Source organism: Nonlabens arenilitoris, from assembly GCF_002954765.1.
Lineage (GTDB): Bacteria > Bacteroidota > Bacteroidia > Flavobacteriales > Flavobacteriaceae > Nonlabens > Nonlabens arenilitoris.
The window spans coordinates 2254253-2272057 of the sequence record NZ_MTPW01000001.1 but is presented as its reverse complement, the minus strand read 5'-3'; the positions used below and the strand labels follow the sequence as shown (position 1 = coordinate 2272057).

Genomic DNA, 17805 nt, shown 5'->3' with positions numbered 1-17805 from the left:
TAAAAAAGATATTAAACTAAATTTTAAAAGCGTCTTAATTTTTAATTCTTAATCATTTTAAGTCCTACCCAATTGTCTCTTACCATATGTGAGTCGTATTGAATACTCACTTTATTACAGGCTTGTTTAATTAATTCAAGATCTTCAGTATAAAATCCTGAAAAGAGTATGGTGCCACCAGACTTTAAGCATTTACTATAAACAGGTATATCTTGAAGTAAGATATTCCTATTAATATTTGCTATGATAAAATCATAGAATTTATTTTCTAACTGCTCTGCACCACCTAGAATGACATTAACATTGTCAGCATTATTACGTTCTACATTTTCAATAGCATTTTCATAACACCAGGTATCAATATCTATTGCATCCACCTCTAGGGCACCTCGCATTTGCGCGAGAATACCTAACACTCCAGTACCGCTACCCATATCTAGAACTTTTAAATCCGATAGATCTTCATTTAACAAATGCTGAATCATCATATGAGTGGTCTGATGATGACCAGTACCGAAACTCATTTTAGGTTCAATTACGATGTCATATTCTACACCAGTCGCTTCATGAAAAGGTGCTCTTACCTCACAACGGTTGTCCACAGTGATTGGGTTAAAGTTTTTTTCCCACTCTGCATTCCAGTTAGTGGGTTCTATTTCTGCTTTCGCGAAAGCGATATCTACCATCTCATTTTTTAAAATATCTACACTTTCTAAAATAGAATCGCTGTCGATTGATTTTAAAACATAACCGGTGACACCTGTTTCTGTTTCAACGAAACTCTCAAATCCGGCTTCTCCTAATTGTGCGATTAAAACATCGTTCCATGGTTGTAGCGGTGTTATTGTAAATTGATATTCTATGTAAATTTGATCTGTGACGCTATGGCTCATATCTGTAATGTCCGGTTATATTAAATTGAAAAAGACAGTCTTCATACACTTGTCCTGCTCCTATGTTGTGAACTATATAGTACCTATTAGTTCCTTTAATTTTATTTTTACTAACAATGCCTATATGAGTTAATCCATTAGGTAAAACCCAGCTTACGACATCACCTGGCAAATAATCTGACACGTTAAGACTAACTTTTAAAGAACTATTATGTCGTTCAAAAAAGCGTCTTAAATTAGGCACTCGCCTGTGATCTATATTACTGTCTGTATGACTTAAACCCCAATTTTGTGGATAGGCACTGAAGTGATTTTTCATATCTTCATGTACTTCTTTTTGAAGGTCTATGTCTAAGGCGCGATATGCCCTGATGATTACATCTGTACAAACACCATAATTAGAAGGCACGTCACCGCCTGGGTAATTAATAGAAAAATATGCGCCGTTATAAGTGACGTCATCTTTAGTCAGTTCTCCAGCAGCATGTGCTAATTCCCACCCAAAACTAGTTTGAGAAAAGCTGGTAAAAGGTATTAACAGTAATAGTGTTAATAGTATTTTTCTAAAATGCATCTGCAATAGCAAGAAAAGATTTTGCGTCTAGCGATGCACCACCTACAAGGCCACCATCAACATCCGGCTTTGCAAAAATTTCTTTAGCGTTACTAGGTTTTACACTTCCACCATAAAGAATACTGGTATGTCTTGCAGTCATATCACCATACTTTGCCTGTATAAAAGATCTAATTTCTGCATGCATTTCTTGGGCCTGTTCAGGACTAGCCGTTTCTCCAGTTCCAATTGCCCATACAGGTTCATATGCAATAACTATTTGCTCCATTTGAGAAGTATCTAATTGAAAAAGTCCTTTTTCTATTTGCGCTGTTACCGTGTTTACGTGATTACCTGCTTTACGTTGCTCAAGATGTTCACCACAGCAAAAAATAACACGCATACCTTTTTCAACTGCGGCAAGAGTTTTTGCTGCCAATAGTTCATCAGATTCTGCATAGATATCGCGTCGCTCTGAATGGCCTATGATTACTGTTTTAACTCCTACACTTTGTAGCATGTCTATAGATACTTCTCCTGTATAGGCTCCTTTTTCATGCTCGCATACATTTTGGGCTACTACTTCTATGGGTGTATCTAAGGTATTATTAAAAGCAGGATACAAACATGGATGAGAAGGTGCTATCATCAACTCGCAGTTATAATCTGCTTTAAGTTCTTTTTTAAGGTCACCAATTAAGGTTTGTGTCATGGATAAATCACAATTCATTTTCCAATTACCTGCAACTATATTTTTTCTCATCGTATTTTTTTTTAAAGTGGTATTAATCGAGTTGAACTCTGGGATCGAGCCAAACGTAAATTATATCTACAAAGATATTGATAATTATAAAGAGCGCAGCAATAACTAATACTGCTCCAGTAATAATAGGTAGATCTAACGTGTTAAGAGCTTCTACTATTTCTTTTCCTAGACCATTCCAGTTAAAAATATATTCAACAAATACCGCACCAGCAAGCATACTAGCAAACCATCCACTGACTGCCGTGACAACCGGATTTAAGGCATTTTTAAAAGCATGTCTTTTTAAAACTTGTAAAGTGGTTAAACCCTTTGCATATGCGGTGGTAATATACTCTTGACTCATGACCTCTAATAAGCTATTGCGCATTAACTGAGTTATAACAGCTAGTGGACGTATACCCAATACCACAGCTGGTAATATCAAATTGCGCCATTGAATGTGCATTGCCTCTCCATAATCATCCATTTCATAAAGACTACCACTCATTTTCAAACCAGTAAATTCATGTAAAACATAACCAAATAAAAAGGCAAATAATATGGCACTAAAAAATGATGGAACACTCATTCCCATGGTACTTACTACCTGTATGAATTTATCTAACCAGCCATCTCTATATAATGCAGATACCACACCTAGGAATAATCCTAAAATCAAAGCTACACATATAGCGGCTACAGCAAGAATTATAGTATTAGGTAAAGTTTCTTCTATTACAGCACTGACGTTTTTTCCCGTTTTCTGAAAAGACTGTCTTAGATACGGAAACTTTAAAAGCACAACAGTATCACCTATCTTAAATAATGAAACACCCGTATATTTTAAACCGTCATTATATGTGAAGTCTACAGGACTAGAGCTATGAAAAGATAATGGTGATAAATCATTTAAAAAATAAAGATACTGTGTACCTAAAGATTGATCAAAACCATATTTATGTTTTACTATAGCAAGCTGTTCAGCACTTTCATTTTGCCCCATCATCATTTGAGCCGGATCACCTGGCAATAAATAAAAGAGTAAAAAGACTACTGTTATAACTCCATATAAAGTGAGTAAAGCATAGCTTATCTTGCGCAGCACATAGGATATCATAACTCTAGGCTATCGATATCATTCCAATGTGATTTTGCCATAATCGTTCCTTTATCTAATAGAATAATACCAGGATTAGAACGTATTATCGTCTTAAGTGCCGTTTCATCAGTAACATAAAAAGTAGTTTCAAAACCGTACTTCTTCATTATTTCTTGTGCCTGACTATCACTGGATGCACTTAACGCTAACACTTCATAACCAGCACTTTCTGCACGATCTATAAAAGCGTTTAATTTATAGAGGCCTTCACTTTCAGACTTGCTTAAGTTATAAGTGATGATTATAGCTATTTTCTCTTTGGAGAGTATATCAGCTGTAAAATCCTCTCCCTTTCTTTCAATAGAAAAATCATGTATAGGTGGCACATATCCTTTTTCAACAAGTCTAGGCTCCACTTTATCATATTTAGGGTATCCACTAGGTGGAGCTCCTTCTGTAGACACAATTTCTTCTTTACCATCAATAGTATAATACCAGTCGTATGCATATACGTCTGGATTATCAGGATCTTCGGCCATGCCTTCTTCAATGTTAACACCTACTTTATATGCTCTAAAATCTAGGGTAGGTAAATGCATTAACACATAATAAGCTATTGCAAAACAAATTAAAGTAACTACTAAAATGATATATTTCAAGGACGCTTTCGCGAAAAGCGGTTGAATATACTTCATGTTATAAAACATAATCACTATTAAAATAGTAAGCAAGACGTCTTTAAGGAATGATTCAAATGGCACCAATGGTATCGCATCACCGAAGCAACCACAGTCAGTAACTTTATCAAATGCCCAAGAATAGAAAGTCAGAAACGTAAAGAAAATGATCATTAATAATAAGGACCAAATCGTAAACTTCTTTTGAAAACCTATGAGCAACATGACACCTAAAACAACCTCAAAAATGACTAGAAATATAGCAAGAGGTAAGGCTAATGGTTGTAAAAACTCAAGACCTAATACAGCAGCACTGAAGTATTCATCTAGCTTATACGAGAATCCTAAAGGATCATTTAATTTAATTAAACCGCTGAAAATAAACAGGATACCTACAAACCATCTACAAAACTGAACCAGTGCTTTCATTATATTTTTTTAGTTGCTCAAATATAGGAATTAGCGTTGAGTTGTAGGCTTATGCTTGTTTAGTTTATGAGATTTTTAGAGGTATAAGAATTGACTAGAAATTAAAAAAGCATCGATCTTTTAAAATCGATGCTTTGAATATCTGATAATTAAGAATTATTTAATGCCTACTAACTCAACATCAAAGACTAGTGTTGCATTAGGTGGAATCACTCCACCAGCTCCAGCACTACCATAACCTATATGAGATGGAATCACTAATCTAGCCTTATCACCTACCTTAAGTAATGCAATACCTTCATCCCATCCAGCAATAACTTGTCCTGCTCCTAATTGGAAATCAATAGGCTGCTTACGTTCAAAACTAGAATCAAACACTTTACCATTAGGCAACATCCCTTTATAATGTACAGATACGGTTTTACCGTTTTCAGCCTGCGCACCATTACCTTGTTGAATAATTTTATAACGCAATCCACTTTCAGTTTTATCAAATCCAGCCGCTATTTCATCTAGATCCTGTTCTGCTTGTTTACGTGCTTGCTCTTCACGTAATTTTGCAGCTCCTTCAAACTGACGGAATTCTTCAACAGCATTAAATGATTGTGCTGCTTCACCTTCTCTAATAATCTCGACAGTTTCTATAGAATCTCCTTGTGCAATAGCGTCTACTACATCCTGACCTTCTACAACTTTACCAAAAACAGTATGCTTATCATCTAACCAAGCCGTTTCAACATGTGTAATAAAAAATTGAGATCCATTTGTTCCAGGACCGGCATTTGCCATACTCAAGACACCTGGACCATCGTGGCGCAATTCTGGGTGAAATTCATCATCAAATTTATATCCTGGTCCACCTGCACCAGATCCCTGTGGATCACCACCTTGAATCATAAAATCAGGTATTACTCTGTGAAAAGTTAAACCATCATAGTACGGCGTTCCTTGTGGTTTTGCATCGTTTTCTAAGTTACCTTCAGCTAGTGCCACAAAGTTACCAACAGTACCAGGAGTTTTATCGTGGTGAAGTTGAATTAAAATTGAACCTTTAGTCGTATTAAATTTTGCATAAATACCTTCTTGCATGTCTTCTTTTTTTAAGGCTGCAAAGATACGCAATCAACTCAAAGTCTAACTAATAGCTTTTTCACAAATTAAAATTAAAAAAGCCATAACAACTTCATAGTTGTTATGGCAGAAAGGTTTATTTCAATTACAATTAGTCTGTAGATCCTCTTTTAAAGAAAACACCATCATCCCAATCATCGTGATTATCATCTGGAAAATACCCAAAATCCTGGTTATGAGTAAGTCGTTCACGCATATTTACCTGTCCACGTGCAGCAATTAATTTACCATTGCGATTATATCTTACTTCTAATCCACCTACTTGATTCAAAACACCACTTCTATGTGTGTAGTCCATATTAATATGTCCAATACGAGCCACTCGACCGCTTGCAAAATATGAGATGCGAGTATTGCCTATTTTAGTTACCTGACCTCGACGATTATATTTCACAAAAACACGATTGTTAGATCGATTTGATGACCTTCTATTAACATCATATCTGCGATAGTTACTACGATTACCATAAACTTGTCTTGTATTAGGTAATTCAAACTCAACGCGTCCATCTGGAAAAACAGCATAGTCTATGCCATTAAGAGCAAAAAGAACTGGTTGCGCATTGCGGTAACGTGTTAATTCACCCTGTAAATTATCTTGGTTTACAAGAACTTCATTAGCCTGTGCAGTAGTCATCATCATCAGACCAGCTGCCATTAAAAGTATCATTTTTTTCATGACTTTAATATTTAGGGTTTTGCCTACTCTATAAGCTTTTCGGCTGTCGCTTGTTAAGTAGTTTTCAAATGCCGTGCCATTTACGCAAACGTTTGCGTAGAATATGACATACCAGCTTATAAAACCCTTATATCGTGGTGATTACCTTGTTTTAAAGTAAACTAAAAAAACCATTCCATAAAAAAACGCCCTTATAAATAAGAGCGTTTTAAATCATTCTATAAAGTATGTACAACTAGTTTGCCACTTCACTAATAAATTTTAAGCGATATAATCGTATTTCTTCTTCTTCATAATCACCGTCAAATTCTTCCATCGCATCTTCTATTTTATCAGATTCTGATTCTAGGAAATAGTCATGTAATTCTTCTTGTTGATCTTCATCTAGTATTTCATCAATCCAATAGCCTACATTAAGTCGTGTCCCGCTATAAACAATACTTTCTAATTCTTCAATTAATTGATCAATCTCCATACCCTTTGCGCTAGCTATGTCATCAAAACTTAATTTGCGATCAATGCTCGTGATAAAATAGAGTTTGTTTCCAGATTTAGATCCAGTAGATTTAATAATAAGATCATCTGGTCTGGTTATATCGTTATCTTCTACATATCGTTGAATGAGCTCAATAAACTTTGCGCCGTATTTTTTTGCCTTTCCTTCTCCTACGCCATGTATGTTTGCCAGTTCTTCCATATTGATAGGATACTTAGTAGCCATATCATCTAGTGAAGGATCTTGGAAAACAACATATGGAGGGACATTTTTCTGAGCACCTACTTTCTTGCGTAGTTCTTTTAACATTTTAACAAGTGCCGTATCTACAGCACCACCTTGCCCGGCAGCAATTACAGTTGTACTCGCATTCTCTGGGTAAGTATGGTCTTCAGTCATCATAAATGACTTACCGTTTTTCAAAAATTCTTTACCAGCTTTGAGTAATCTTAAAGTTCCGTAGGACTCTATATCTTTCTTTATATACTGCGCTACTAGAATTTGCCTGATAAGTGCCATCCAGTAAGTAGGTTCTTTATCTTTTCCACTACCAAAAAAGTCGTGTTGATCCAGCTTATGCGAACTTATCATCGCATTAGTCTTACCTATTATTATATTAACTATATCTTTTGCTTTGTATCGCTGACCAGCAGCTCCTATAACATGTATCAACTTTTTAACATCATCAACGGCTTCTTTTTGAGGTTTCGGATTACGCATGTTATCATCCATATCACCACCTTCACCAGTTGCGGGATCAAACTCTTCACCAAAATAATGTAATATAAATTGCCTACGACTCATACTAGTCTCAGCATATCCTACCATTTCTTGAAGTAAAGCATGCCCTATTTCTTGTTCGGCAATAGGCTTTCCAGCCATAAATTTCTCTAACTTTTCAATATCTTTATAAGAATAGTAAGCAAGACAGTGTCCTTCTCCACCGTCACGACCTGCTCGACCGGTTTCTTGATAATAGGACTCTATACTTTTAGGTATATCATGATGGATTACAAAACGCACATCAGGCTTATCAATTCCCATCCCAAAGGCAATAGTTGCTACAACCACGTCACAATCTTCCATTAAGAATTTATCCTGGTGCAATACTCTAGTCTTTGCATCTAGTCCTGCATGATAAGGCACAGCATCTATACCATTTACCTGTAATACCTGTGCTAGTTCTTCTACTCTTTTACGAGATAGACAGTATACAATACCACTTTTACCTTCATGTTGTTTTATAAACCTAGTAATATCAGCATCTACTTGAGCTGTTTTAGGACGTACTTCATAAAATAAATTGGGCCTGTTAAAAGAGGCTTGATATGTTGTCGCGTCAGATATTTGTAAGTTTTTAAGAATATCCTCTTGTACCTTAGGTGTTGCTGTCGCTGTTAACCCTATAATAGGTATGCGCTCATCAATACGGTCTATAATCTTGCGCAGGTTACGATACTCTGGTCTGAAATCGTGTCCCCATTCACTGATACAGTGTGCTTCATCAACTGCGAGAAAAGATATTTTTTCTCCTTTCAAAAAGTCTACATACTCTTCTTTAGTAAGTGACTCAGGTGCGACATAGAGCAGTTTTGTAATACCATTTGAGATATCATCTTTTACTTGTTGCACATCTGTTTTTGATAATGAAGAGTTCAATACATGAGCTACTCCATCATGGTCACTGATACCTCTTATGGCATCGACTTGATTTTTCATTAAGGCTATTAAAGGAGAAACTACAATAGCAGTTCCTTCTTGCATTAATGCTGGCAATTGATAACACAGTGATTTCCCACCACCGGTAGGCATTATTACAAAAACATCTTCCTTATTAAGGAGTGATGTGATTACTTTTTTCTGTAATCCTCTGAATTGGTCAAAGCCGAAATACTTCTTTAATTGTTCCTCTAGTCCTATAGACGATTCTGGCATGGGGCTGATACGTTTTACTTATCTTTGTAACTTGAAATTTACGATTTTTATCTTTTTCTACAAACCATAAAAAACAATTAACTTTTTTGGACACTGAGAATAATATTTTAGAAGTAGCAAAACGCACGATTCGTATAGAGTCTGCGGCCGTTAAAAACCTTGAAAATAGTTTGGATTCCGCTTTCGCGAAAGCGGTAAATCATATCCACACTGCTCAAGGTAGAGTCATTATTACTGGTATAGGTAAAAGTGCCATAATAGCGATGAAGATTGTAGCCACAATGAATTCGACAGGCACACCTGCTATTTTTATGCATGCGGCAGATGCGATACATGGAGATCTAGGGATTATTCAAAAAAATGATGTTGTGATCTGTATTTCAAAAAGTGGAAACACTCCAGAGATTAAAGTTTTAGTTCCTTTAATTAAAAATTTTGAAAATAAATTAATCGCTATTACTAGTCATAGAGACTCATTTTTAGGTAAAGAAGCAGATTTTGTACTACACGCACCTATAGAAGAAGAGGCTTGTCCTAATGGACTTGCTCCTACAACTAGTACTACAGCACAACTAGTAGTAGGTGATGCACTAGCTATTTGTTTATTAGAACTAAAAGGATTTACAGATAAAGATTTTGCTCGCTATCATCCTGGTGGCGCGTTGGGCAAAAAATTATATTTGAGAGTTCAAGAACTTATTGAACAAAACACAAAACCTCAAGTAAGCTCTACAAGTTCACTAAGAGAGGTGATTGTCAACATATCAGAAAACCGACTAGGTATGACCGTGGTTGTAGACGACTCTAAGTTAACAGGCATCATAACTGATGGAGACTTAAGACGTATGCTTTCCACAGGTAAAGACATAGACAGCCTTACCGCTGCAGACATTATGACTACATCACCTAAAACCATCGCTGCAGACGATATGGCTGTGCAAGCACGTGAGGTAATGGAAGAGTATAATGTTTCTCAACTAGTTGCTGTAGATGATAACGGCTATGCTGGAGTGGTACATATACATGATTTAATTAGAGAAGGAATTTTATAACATGGCACGTAAAAAGGCAGACCCTAATAATATGTCATTTCTAGACCACGTAGAAGAGCTGCGCTGGTCACTCATACGTTCTATACTAGGTATTCTTATCGCTGCAATTGTTGCTTTTATTTTTACTGAATTTATTTTTGACACCATTATTTTTGGACCTAAGAGCAAGGATTTTGTGACTTATGGCGCGTTTTGTGACATAGGCCGGTTTATAGGTGTAGAAAGTGAATTTTGTGATCCTAAATTAGATTTCATGCCTCAGTCCCGCAAAATGTCTGATCTTTTCAGCGCACATGTATGGACATCTATCACGGTAGGTTTTGTAGCTGCGTTTCCATGGGTATTATGGCAATTTTGGAAATTCATATCACCTGGTCTTAAAGCAAATGAACGCAAATATTCTAGCGGCTTTATTATCATAAGCTCTATTTTATTCTTTTTAGGTGTTGTATTTGGCTATTATCTAATTGCTCCTTTATCAGTACATTTTCTAGCCACATATGACTTGAGCGACGGAATTAAATTTGAGCCAGATTTACAAAGCTATATTGCATTAATAAGAGCAAGTGTTCTCGCCTGCGGACTCATGTTTGAATTGCCAGTTATCGTGTATTTTTTAACTAAAATAGGCCTATGTACACCTCAAGGAATGAGAAAATATCGCAAGTACGCATTAGTTCTTATACTTATTATTTCGGCCGTAATAACGCCTCCAGATATACAAAGTCAGGTTATAGTTGCTATACCTGTGTTAATTTTATATGAGCTAAGCATTTTTATATCGATGTTTGTACTTAGAAATAAACGCAAACAGAAATTAGCTGCATTAAACAATGAGTAATATCGTAGAAGAATTTAATGAGTATCGTGAAAAAATGAACGATGCCATTCTTGAAGACAACAATAAGATTATCAAACGTATCTTTAATTTAGATACTAATGCATTCACAGAAGGTGCTTTAGATAAAAAAACTAAAGAATTACTAGGACTAGTCGCTAGTACCGTATTACGATGTGATGATTGTGTAAAATACCACTTAGAAGCAAGTCACAAAGCTGGCCTGTCTAAAGAAGAGGTTGTAGAAGCACTCTCAATCGCAACACTAGTAGGTGGAACTATAGTTATTCCACACTTACGACGTGCATACGAGTACTGGGATGCTGTTGAGAAACAAGCCTAAGCTTCTTGTAATGACTAAAAGATTACAAAGACCTCTACCCTATTAAAGGATAGAGGTCTTTTTTTAATCATTACAAATTTAAATTGGCTATTCTGATTGCTCTATTTTATATTTGAGCAAAAGCTATATCATGTTTTACTGGGGAATTTTTGGATTTGCTGGGATCTTTTTTTCATTTGGTTGAGTAATAAGAATCGTAAGTTACGACTAGAAAAAAAAGGGCTATCGCAAAAGTTTAAAAGCTAGACTTAAAGAAAATAGAACAACTAGGGATATTGAATAGCCTTAATCATATAACATTTAACCTAACTATATCATAATATGAAAATATATACTAAAACAGGTGATGAAGGAACTACAGCACTATTTGGTGGGACAAGAGTTCCTAAGCATAATTTACGTATCGATAGTTATGGTACTGTAGATGAATTAAACTCATGGATAGGTCTTATAAGAGATCAACCAGTAAATGAACACACAAAGGGCGTTTTAATTCAAATACAAGATGATTTATTTACGGCAGGTGCCATACTGGCAACAGATCCCGAAAAATTAATTTTAAAAAATGGTAAAGAGCGATTAAATATCCCTAAAATTAATGATGAGAAAATAGAACTGCTTGAAAAGGAAATGGATGCCATGGATAAAGAGTTACCACCTATGACTCACTTTATCTTACCTGGCGGCAATCAATCTGTGTCATTTTGTCACATAACACGTACTGTGTGCCGTCGTGCAGAGCGACTTGCGGCCGAACTCCACGCTCAATCACCCATTGATGTTCAAGTTTTAAAGTATTTAAATAGACTATCTGACTACCTTTTTGTCTTGGCACGTAAATTGTCACAAGACCTACAAGCAGAAGAAATCAAATGGATCCCAAAGAAGTATTAAAAACGTGGGGCAACTGAAGAGTATTTTTCAGCAAAAACATTTTGATTCTCAAAAGCTTACACGCTCTTGTAAATCTTGATATCATTAATTAAAAAATAACTTGCATAAATTCACAAGAAGTTTATTTTTGCAAAAATTAAAACGGTAAAACTATGTACTGGACATTAGAACTAGCATCTTATTTAAGTGACGCACCTTGGCCTGCTGAGAAAGACGAACTTATTGATTACGCTATTCGCACAGGTGCTCCTCTGGAAGTGGTAGAAAACCTTCAAGCAATTGAAGATGAAGGTGAAATGTACGACTCTATTGAAGAGATCTGGCCTGACTACCCTACAGACGATGACTACCTCTGGAATGAGGACGAATATTAATAGCGGTAATCGCTGCATAAAAAGTCTCGCTTAGAGACTTTTTTTTTGCCTTAATTTTTAGATATTGCAACTGGAACGTGTGTTTTTATAAACCACTATAAACCAATTAAATAACCACATAATGGGACTATTAGATTCCGTACTTAAAGTATTTGTAGGCGATAAAGCCAAAAAAGACATCAAAGATATTCGACCTTTAGTTGATAAAATCTTAGCTATTGAGCCGTCTATGGAGAAACTCTCTATTGATGAATTAAGGCATAAAACTGTAGAGTTTAAAGAAAAAATAGCTCTTGCCAAAGCAGATACTGTGGCAAAAATCACAGCCCTAAAAGCTGATGCAGATAATGAAAATGATATTGATAAGCGTGAAGATATCTATAATGAAATCGATAAGCTAGAAGATGTAGCTTATGAGCAAGGTGAAGTTGCTTTAAATGAATTATTACCTGAGGCCTTTGCAGTTGTAAAAGAAACTGCAAAACGATTTTTCCACAATAGCATAATCCGAGTAAAAGCAACTGAACAAGACCGAATTTTATCTGCAAATAAAGACTATGTAAGCTTAGAAGGTGATGACGCCATATGGCAAAATTCATGGGACGCCGCTGGTAAACCTATCGTATGGGACATGATCCATTACGATGTACAACTTATAGGTGGTGCTGCATTACATCAAGGGAAAATCGCCGAAATGCAAACTGGTGAAGGTAAAACCCTTGTAGCGACCTTACCTGTTTATCTTAATGCACTTTCAGGTAATGGTGTTCATGTAGTAACTGTAAATGATTATCTCGCAAAACGTGATGGGGCATGGATAGGTCCATTATTTGAATTTCATGGTTTAACGATCGACTGTATCGATTATCACAAACCTAATTCTGAAGAGCGTAGAAATGCCTACAACGCAGACATCACTTATGGAACTAATAACGAATTTGGATTTGATTACCTGCGCGATAACATGGCGCACAGTCCTAAAGATCTAGTTCAAAGACGTCATAATTATGCGATTATTGATGAGACAGATTCTGTTCTTATTGACGATGCACGTACTCCATTAATTATCTCAGGACCAGTTCCAGAAGGTGACCGTCAAGAGTTTGATGTCCTTAAAGCTCCTGTAGAAAGTATTGTACAAGCCCAGCGTACAGAGTTGATTAAAACCCTTGCACAAGCAAAGAAATTAATTGCTGATGGTGACCTTAAGGAAGGCGGAATGCAATTATTGCGTGTTTATAGAGGATTGCCTAAAAATAAAGCGCTTATTAAATTCTTAAGTGAAGAAGGAATTAAAACTCTTCTTCAAAAAACAGAGAATTTCTATATGCAAGATAACAATCGTGAGATGCCTAAAGTAGATGAGGCTCTTTACTTTGTTATTGATGAAAAGAATAATCAAGTAGAACTTACTGATAAAGGTATCGATTACCTATCTGGACAGGATGACCCTAATTTCTTTGTCATGCCTGAGATGGGAATGGAAATAGGTAAGATTGAAAATTCAGGTTTAAGTATTGAAGAACAAGCAGAAGCAAAAGAAGATCTTTTCCGTGAATTTTCTATAAAATCAGAACGTGTACATACATTAAACCAGTTACTTAAAGCGTATACGCTATTTGAAAAAGATACTGAGTATGTCGTACAACCGCATGAGAAACGCACACCTAATGGTATCGTGCAAGAAATGCAAGTAATGATTGTAGATGAGCAAACGGGTCGTATTATGGATGGTCGTCGTTATAGCGATGGACTACACCAGGCGATTGAAGCAAAAGAGAATGTAAAAATTCAAGATGCGACACAAACCTTTGCTACCATTACATTACAAAACTACTTCCGTATGTATCGCAAACTATCTGGTATGACAGGTACAGCGGTAACAGAAGCAGGAGAATTCTGGGAAATCTATAAACTGGACGTAGTAGAAATACCTACTAACAGGCCTATCGCTCGTGATGACCGTCAGGATTTAGTTTATAAAACAAAACGTGAAAAATATAACGCTGTTATAGAAGAAGTAACACGTTTAAAACAAGCTGGTCGTCCAGTATTGATAGGTACAACTTCAGTTGAGATATCTGAGATTTTAAGTCGCACCTTACAACGTGCAGGAATTGATCATAACGTACTGAATGCAAAACAGCATAAACGCGAGGCAGAGATTGTAGCACAAGCTGGTGATCCAGGACAGATTACTATTGCTACTAACATGGCTGGTCGTGGTACAGATATTAAATTGTCTGACGAAGTAAAAGCCGCTGGTGGTCTTGCCATTATAGGTACAGAGCGTCATGATTCACGTCGTGTAGATAGACAATTACGTGGTCGTGCTGGTCGTCAAGGTGATCCAGGAAGCTCTCAATTCTATGTTTCTCTCGAGGATAACTTAATGAGACTCTTCGGTTCTGAGCGCATGGCAAAAACCATGGACAGATTAGGAATGAAAGAAGGCGAAGTAATTCAGCATTCTATGATTTCTAAGTCTATTGAACGTGCTCAAAAGAAAGTAGAAGAAAACGCATTCGGTGTACGTAAGCGTTTACTAGAATATGATGATGTGATGAACGCGCAACGTGAAGTGATTTACAAGCGTCGTTATAATGCTTTGTTTGGAGATCGTCTTGCAGTAGATATTGCAAACATGGTCTATGATATTGCCGAGGTTGTTACCGAGACTAATAAACAAGCTCAAGATTATAAAAACTTTGAATTTGAAATCATGCGTTACTTCTCAATGAGTAGCCCAGTTTCTGAAGCAGAATTCGGTTCTAAAAACGAGCAAACCATTACCGGTATAGTTTATAAAGCAGCTTACCAGCATTATAAAGAAAAAATGGAACGCACCGCTACAGAGGTGTATCCAGTCATCAAAAATGTATATGAAAATGACGAGCGCCAGTACAAGCGCATCGCCGTACCATTTACAGATGGAATAAAAACTTTAAACGTTGCTACAGATTTAGATAAGGCTTATGAATCTCAAGGAAAATCATTAGTCCTTGATTTTGAAAAGAACATTACACTGGCCATTATCGATGATTCTTGGAAAACGCACTTGCGCAAGATGGATGAATTAAAGCAAAGTGTTCAACTAGCCGTTCACGAGCAAAAAGACCCATTATTAATCTATAAGTTTGAAGCTTTTGAGCTTTTCAAAAAAATGGTTGATAAGGTAAATAAAGAAGTAATCAGCTTTATGTTTAAGGGTGATTTACCTACACGTGACACTGCAGCTATTCAAGAAGCAGAACAACGTAAGGCAGAAAAAACTACTACACAAAAAGAAGAAATCTTAAACAGTGATGAACGTGCTGCACAAAACCGTGCTGTAGGAGCTGGAGCAAGTAACGCAGGACAACGTCCACCAGTAACTGAAACCATTACTCGTGACCAGCCTAAGATAGGTCGTAATGATAAAGTCACTATTAAGAATGTAATGAACGGCGAGACTAAAGAAGTGAAGTATAAAGCCGCTATCCCTTTGATTAATAAAGGAGAATGGGTTCTAGAACGATAGTTTTTAAATTACGCTTACGCGAAAAGATAATTTCAAAAATGCCTTGCTGTTTAGTAAGGCTTTTTTTATTTTATAATAAAATTCATATAGTAGCACTCAAAATAGCTATCAGTTTTCAATAAACATTAATCTTCTACAAACGCAAACTGCCATAATTTTGAATTTAACTCATACTTCAATAAGGGCACTATACTATTAAGAAATGAAACATGCCCAACAATGTGATAGTCAGAAAGCTTGAAAACCTAAGAGCTTTTACTGCTGTAAAAACTATTATTACTATTTTTAAATCTTAAAAACCAACCATTATGAATCCAATTGTAAAAAACATTCTAGCCGTACTCGCTGGAGTAGTCATAGGTAACGTCGTTAACATGGGATTTATCGAACTGGGCAATATTGTAGTCCCAATTGAAGGTGTGGATGTAAGCGATATGGAAGCTCTAAAAAAAGCGATGCCTGATTTTGGTGTTGAAAATTTTATCTTTCCATTTTTAGCCCATGCTTTAGGTACCTTGGTAGGTGCTTACATAGCAGCGCGTCTTGCTGCTACTCACAAAATGAAATTTGCGATGGGAATAGGTGTCTTTTTTCTCATCGGTGGTATCGCTGTAAATATGATGCTGCCAGGTCCTATATGGTTCACCATTATGGATATCGCACTGGCATATATCCCAATGGCCTACATAGGTGGTACTCTTGCAATAAAACACACACAAAAAGCATAATTGGTCACTAATTCACATATAAATCCTCGAGCACGACGTAAGAAAGGAACTGTTGATGTCGATTCACTTTTTAAGGACTTACTTGCTGGTCAGGTAAGTGCGTTAAGTCGTGCGATAACTCTGGTAGAAAGTACCGCTAGTGGTGATTCCGCTTTCGCGAAAGCGATTATAAAACAAGCCTTAACAGAGTCTGGAAAATCCTTTAGATTAGGAATTACTGGTGTACCAGGTGTGGGAAAATCTACCTTTATAGAATCGCTGGGAAGACAACTCATAGAACGCGGTAAAAAAGTCGCCGTACTTGCCATAGATCCATCGAGCAATATCTCACGAGGCAGTATTTTGGGTGACAAAACACGCATGGAAGAATTGGTCAAAAGCGACCGAGCCTTCATAAGACCTAGCCCAGCAGGAACAACATTAGGCGGCGTGGCACGCAAAACACGCGAGGCGATTATTTTATGTGAGGCCGCAGGATATGATTTTATCATTGTAGAAACCGTAGGCGTAGGACAGAGCGAGACCGCAGTCCATTCCATGACCGACTTTTTCTTATTACTCAAACTCGCTGGCGCTGGCGACGATTTACAAGGCATAAAACGCGGCATTATGGAAATGGCTGATGCCATCATCATCAATAAAGCCGATGGCGAGAATCAAACCGCCGCAAAGCACGCAAGACGCGAATTCAAAAACGCTGTTCACCTCATGCCACAAAAAGACCACGGCTGGCCTACACAAGTACTGACTTGTAGTGGATTAAATGGTGTAGGAATTACAGAAGTCATAGAAGAAATTGACAACTATAAAACACACGCTACCGATAACCAAAGCTTTACCAATAAACGCAACGCACAAGAATTGTACTGGTTCCATCAGACCATAGAAGACGCTATCAAAACTAATTTCTATAACCGACCAGAAGTGATTGCAAAACTCGCTGTACTAGAACAGGAAGTTTTAAGTAAAAAGAAAAGTCCTTTTGACGCGGCTGGGGAATTGTTGGGGTTGTGATTGTTTAGGAAAAACGTGCTTTCATTATGGAAAATATACTACTTTATTTATGCAAAAGAAGATGAAAAAGTTTATAACAGAAGACTCAATGGTTGTAATGTACATAGCCATTATGCTAATGTTACCATTTCTTGTTCAAAGTAGCAATTCAATAATCATCATGATTATATTTTTTATTACTCTTCTTGCTGTTTACATAATTACTTACCAGTGTTATAAAAATAAATACAGAAATTCATTCAAGATCCTTTTTTTAATAAGTTTGATAACAGTTTTTTTTCCAATTACCCATTTAGTATTGTTTGAATTAGATAAAAAAACTATTCATATAATGCTGATTTTTTAGAGTATCAAACTAGGATAATCGATGAAGAAATAAAACTGGTTGATGATTTTGAAGTACTG

At 36.4% G+C, this 17805-nt stretch carries 16 protein-coding genes; 8 read left to right on the top strand and 8 right to left on the bottom strand.

Annotated elements, in window-relative coordinates:
- Positions 1 to 41 precede the first annotated feature (41 nt).
- The 8 genes from prmA to recQ all read right to left on the bottom strand — a co-directional run bounded on the left by prmA (position 42) and on the right by recQ (position 8637).
- Positions 42 to 893 carry a 50S ribosomal protein L11 methyltransferase gene (gene prmA / locus BST92_RS09980; protein WP_105071318.1) on the bottom strand — a complete coding sequence of 284 codons (852 nt, stop codon included), beginning with the start codon at positions 891 to 893 and terminating at the stop codon, positions 42 to 44.
- On the bottom strand, positions 883 to 1467 hold the full coding sequence (locus BST92_RS09975) for a DUF1287 domain-containing protein (protein WP_105071317.1): 585 nt from the start codon (positions 1465 to 1467) through the stop codon (positions 883 to 885). Before BST92_RS09975 ends, prmA begins: the two co-directional genes overlap by 11 nt.
- On the bottom strand, positions 1457 to 2209 hold the full coding sequence (gene tpiA / locus BST92_RS09970; RefSeq protein WP_105071316.1) for a triose-phosphate isomerase: 753 nt from the start codon (positions 2207 to 2209) through the stop codon (positions 1457 to 1459). Before tpiA ends, BST92_RS09975 begins: the two co-directional genes overlap by 11 nt.
- Positions 2210 to 2231: 22 nt before the next feature.
- Positions 2232 to 3308 carry an ABC transporter permease gene (locus BST92_RS09965; RefSeq protein WP_105071315.1) on the bottom strand — a complete coding sequence of 359 codons (1077 nt, stop codon included), beginning with the start codon at positions 3306 to 3308 and terminating at the stop codon, positions 2232 to 2234.
- Positions 3305 to 4396: a BT_3928 family protein gene (locus BST92_RS09960; protein ID WP_105071314.1), complete on the bottom strand. Its 1092-nt coding sequence runs from the start codon at positions 4394 to 4396 to the stop codon at positions 3305 to 3307. Before BST92_RS09960 ends, BST92_RS09965 begins: the two co-directional genes overlap by 4 nt.
- Before the next feature lie 156 nt (positions 4397 to 4552).
- Positions 4553 to 5485, bottom strand: coding sequence for a peptidylprolyl isomerase (locus tag BST92_RS09955; protein WP_105072245.1), 933 nt, complete (start codon positions 5483 to 5485; stop codon positions 4553 to 4555).
- Between the two features lie 133 nt (positions 5486 to 5618).
- Entirely contained in the window at positions 5619 to 6206 is a 588-nt protein-coding gene (locus BST92_RS09950) for a hypothetical protein (RefSeq protein ID WP_105071313.1), read from the bottom strand.
- Between the two features lie 235 nt (positions 6207 to 6441).
- Positions 6442 to 8637, bottom strand: coding sequence for a DNA helicase RecQ (gene recQ / locus BST92_RS09945; protein ID WP_105071312.1), 2196 nt, complete (start codon positions 8635 to 8637; stop codon positions 6442 to 6444).
- Positions 8638 to 8723: 86 nt separating this feature from the next.
- Between recQ and BST92_RS09940 the strand changes: the two genes are divergently transcribed.
- The 8 genes from BST92_RS09940 to meaB all read left to right on the top strand — a co-directional run bounded on the left by BST92_RS09940 (position 8724) and on the right by meaB (position 17400).
- Positions 8724 to 9689 (top strand): KpsF/GutQ family sugar-phosphate isomerase, encoded by a 966-nt coding sequence (locus BST92_RS09940; RefSeq protein ID WP_105071311.1) that lies wholly within the window; start codon positions 8724 to 8726, stop codon positions 9687 to 9689.
- Between the two features lies 1 nt (position 9690).
- The gene (gene tatC / locus BST92_RS09935; RefSeq protein ID WP_105071310.1) at positions 9691 to 10530 is read left to right on the top strand and encodes a twin-arginine translocase subunit TatC; all 840 of its coding nucleotides are present in this window, start codon (positions 9691 to 9693) and stop codon (positions 10528 to 10530) included.
- Positions 10523 to 10870, top strand: a complete 348-nt coding sequence (locus BST92_RS09930; RefSeq protein ID WP_105071309.1) for a carboxymuconolactone decarboxylase family protein — start codon at positions 10523 to 10525, stop codon at positions 10868 to 10870. Before tatC ends, BST92_RS09930 begins: the two co-directional genes overlap by 8 nt.
- 321 nt (positions 10871 to 11191) lie before the next feature.
- Positions 11192 to 11764 (top strand): cob(I)yrinic acid a,c-diamide adenosyltransferase, encoded by a 573-nt coding sequence (locus tag BST92_RS09925; protein WP_105071308.1) that lies wholly within the window; start codon positions 11192 to 11194, stop codon positions 11762 to 11764.
- Between the two features lie 152 nt (positions 11765 to 11916).
- Positions 11917 to 12138 (top strand): DUF2795 domain-containing protein, encoded by a 222-nt coding sequence (locus tag BST92_RS09920; protein ID WP_036581376.1) that lies wholly within the window; start codon positions 11917 to 11919, stop codon positions 12136 to 12138.
- A 121-nt stretch (positions 12139 to 12259) separates the two neighbouring features.
- A complete protein-coding gene (secA, locus tag BST92_RS09915) occupies positions 12260 to 15658 on the top strand; it encodes a preprotein translocase subunit SecA (RefSeq protein ID WP_105071307.1) in 3399 nt (1132 codons plus the stop codon).
- 308 nt (positions 15659 to 15966) lie between these two features.
- Complete coding sequence (locus BST92_RS09910; RefSeq protein WP_105071306.1) at positions 15967 to 16386, top strand: hypothetical protein; 420 nt, start codon at positions 15967 to 15969, stop codon at positions 16384 to 16386.
- Entirely contained in the window at positions 16387 to 17400 is a 1014-nt protein-coding gene (meaB, locus tag BST92_RS09905) for a methylmalonyl Co-A mutase-associated GTPase MeaB (RefSeq protein WP_105071305.1), read from the top strand.
- Positions 17401 to 17805: the final 405 nt, after the last annotated feature.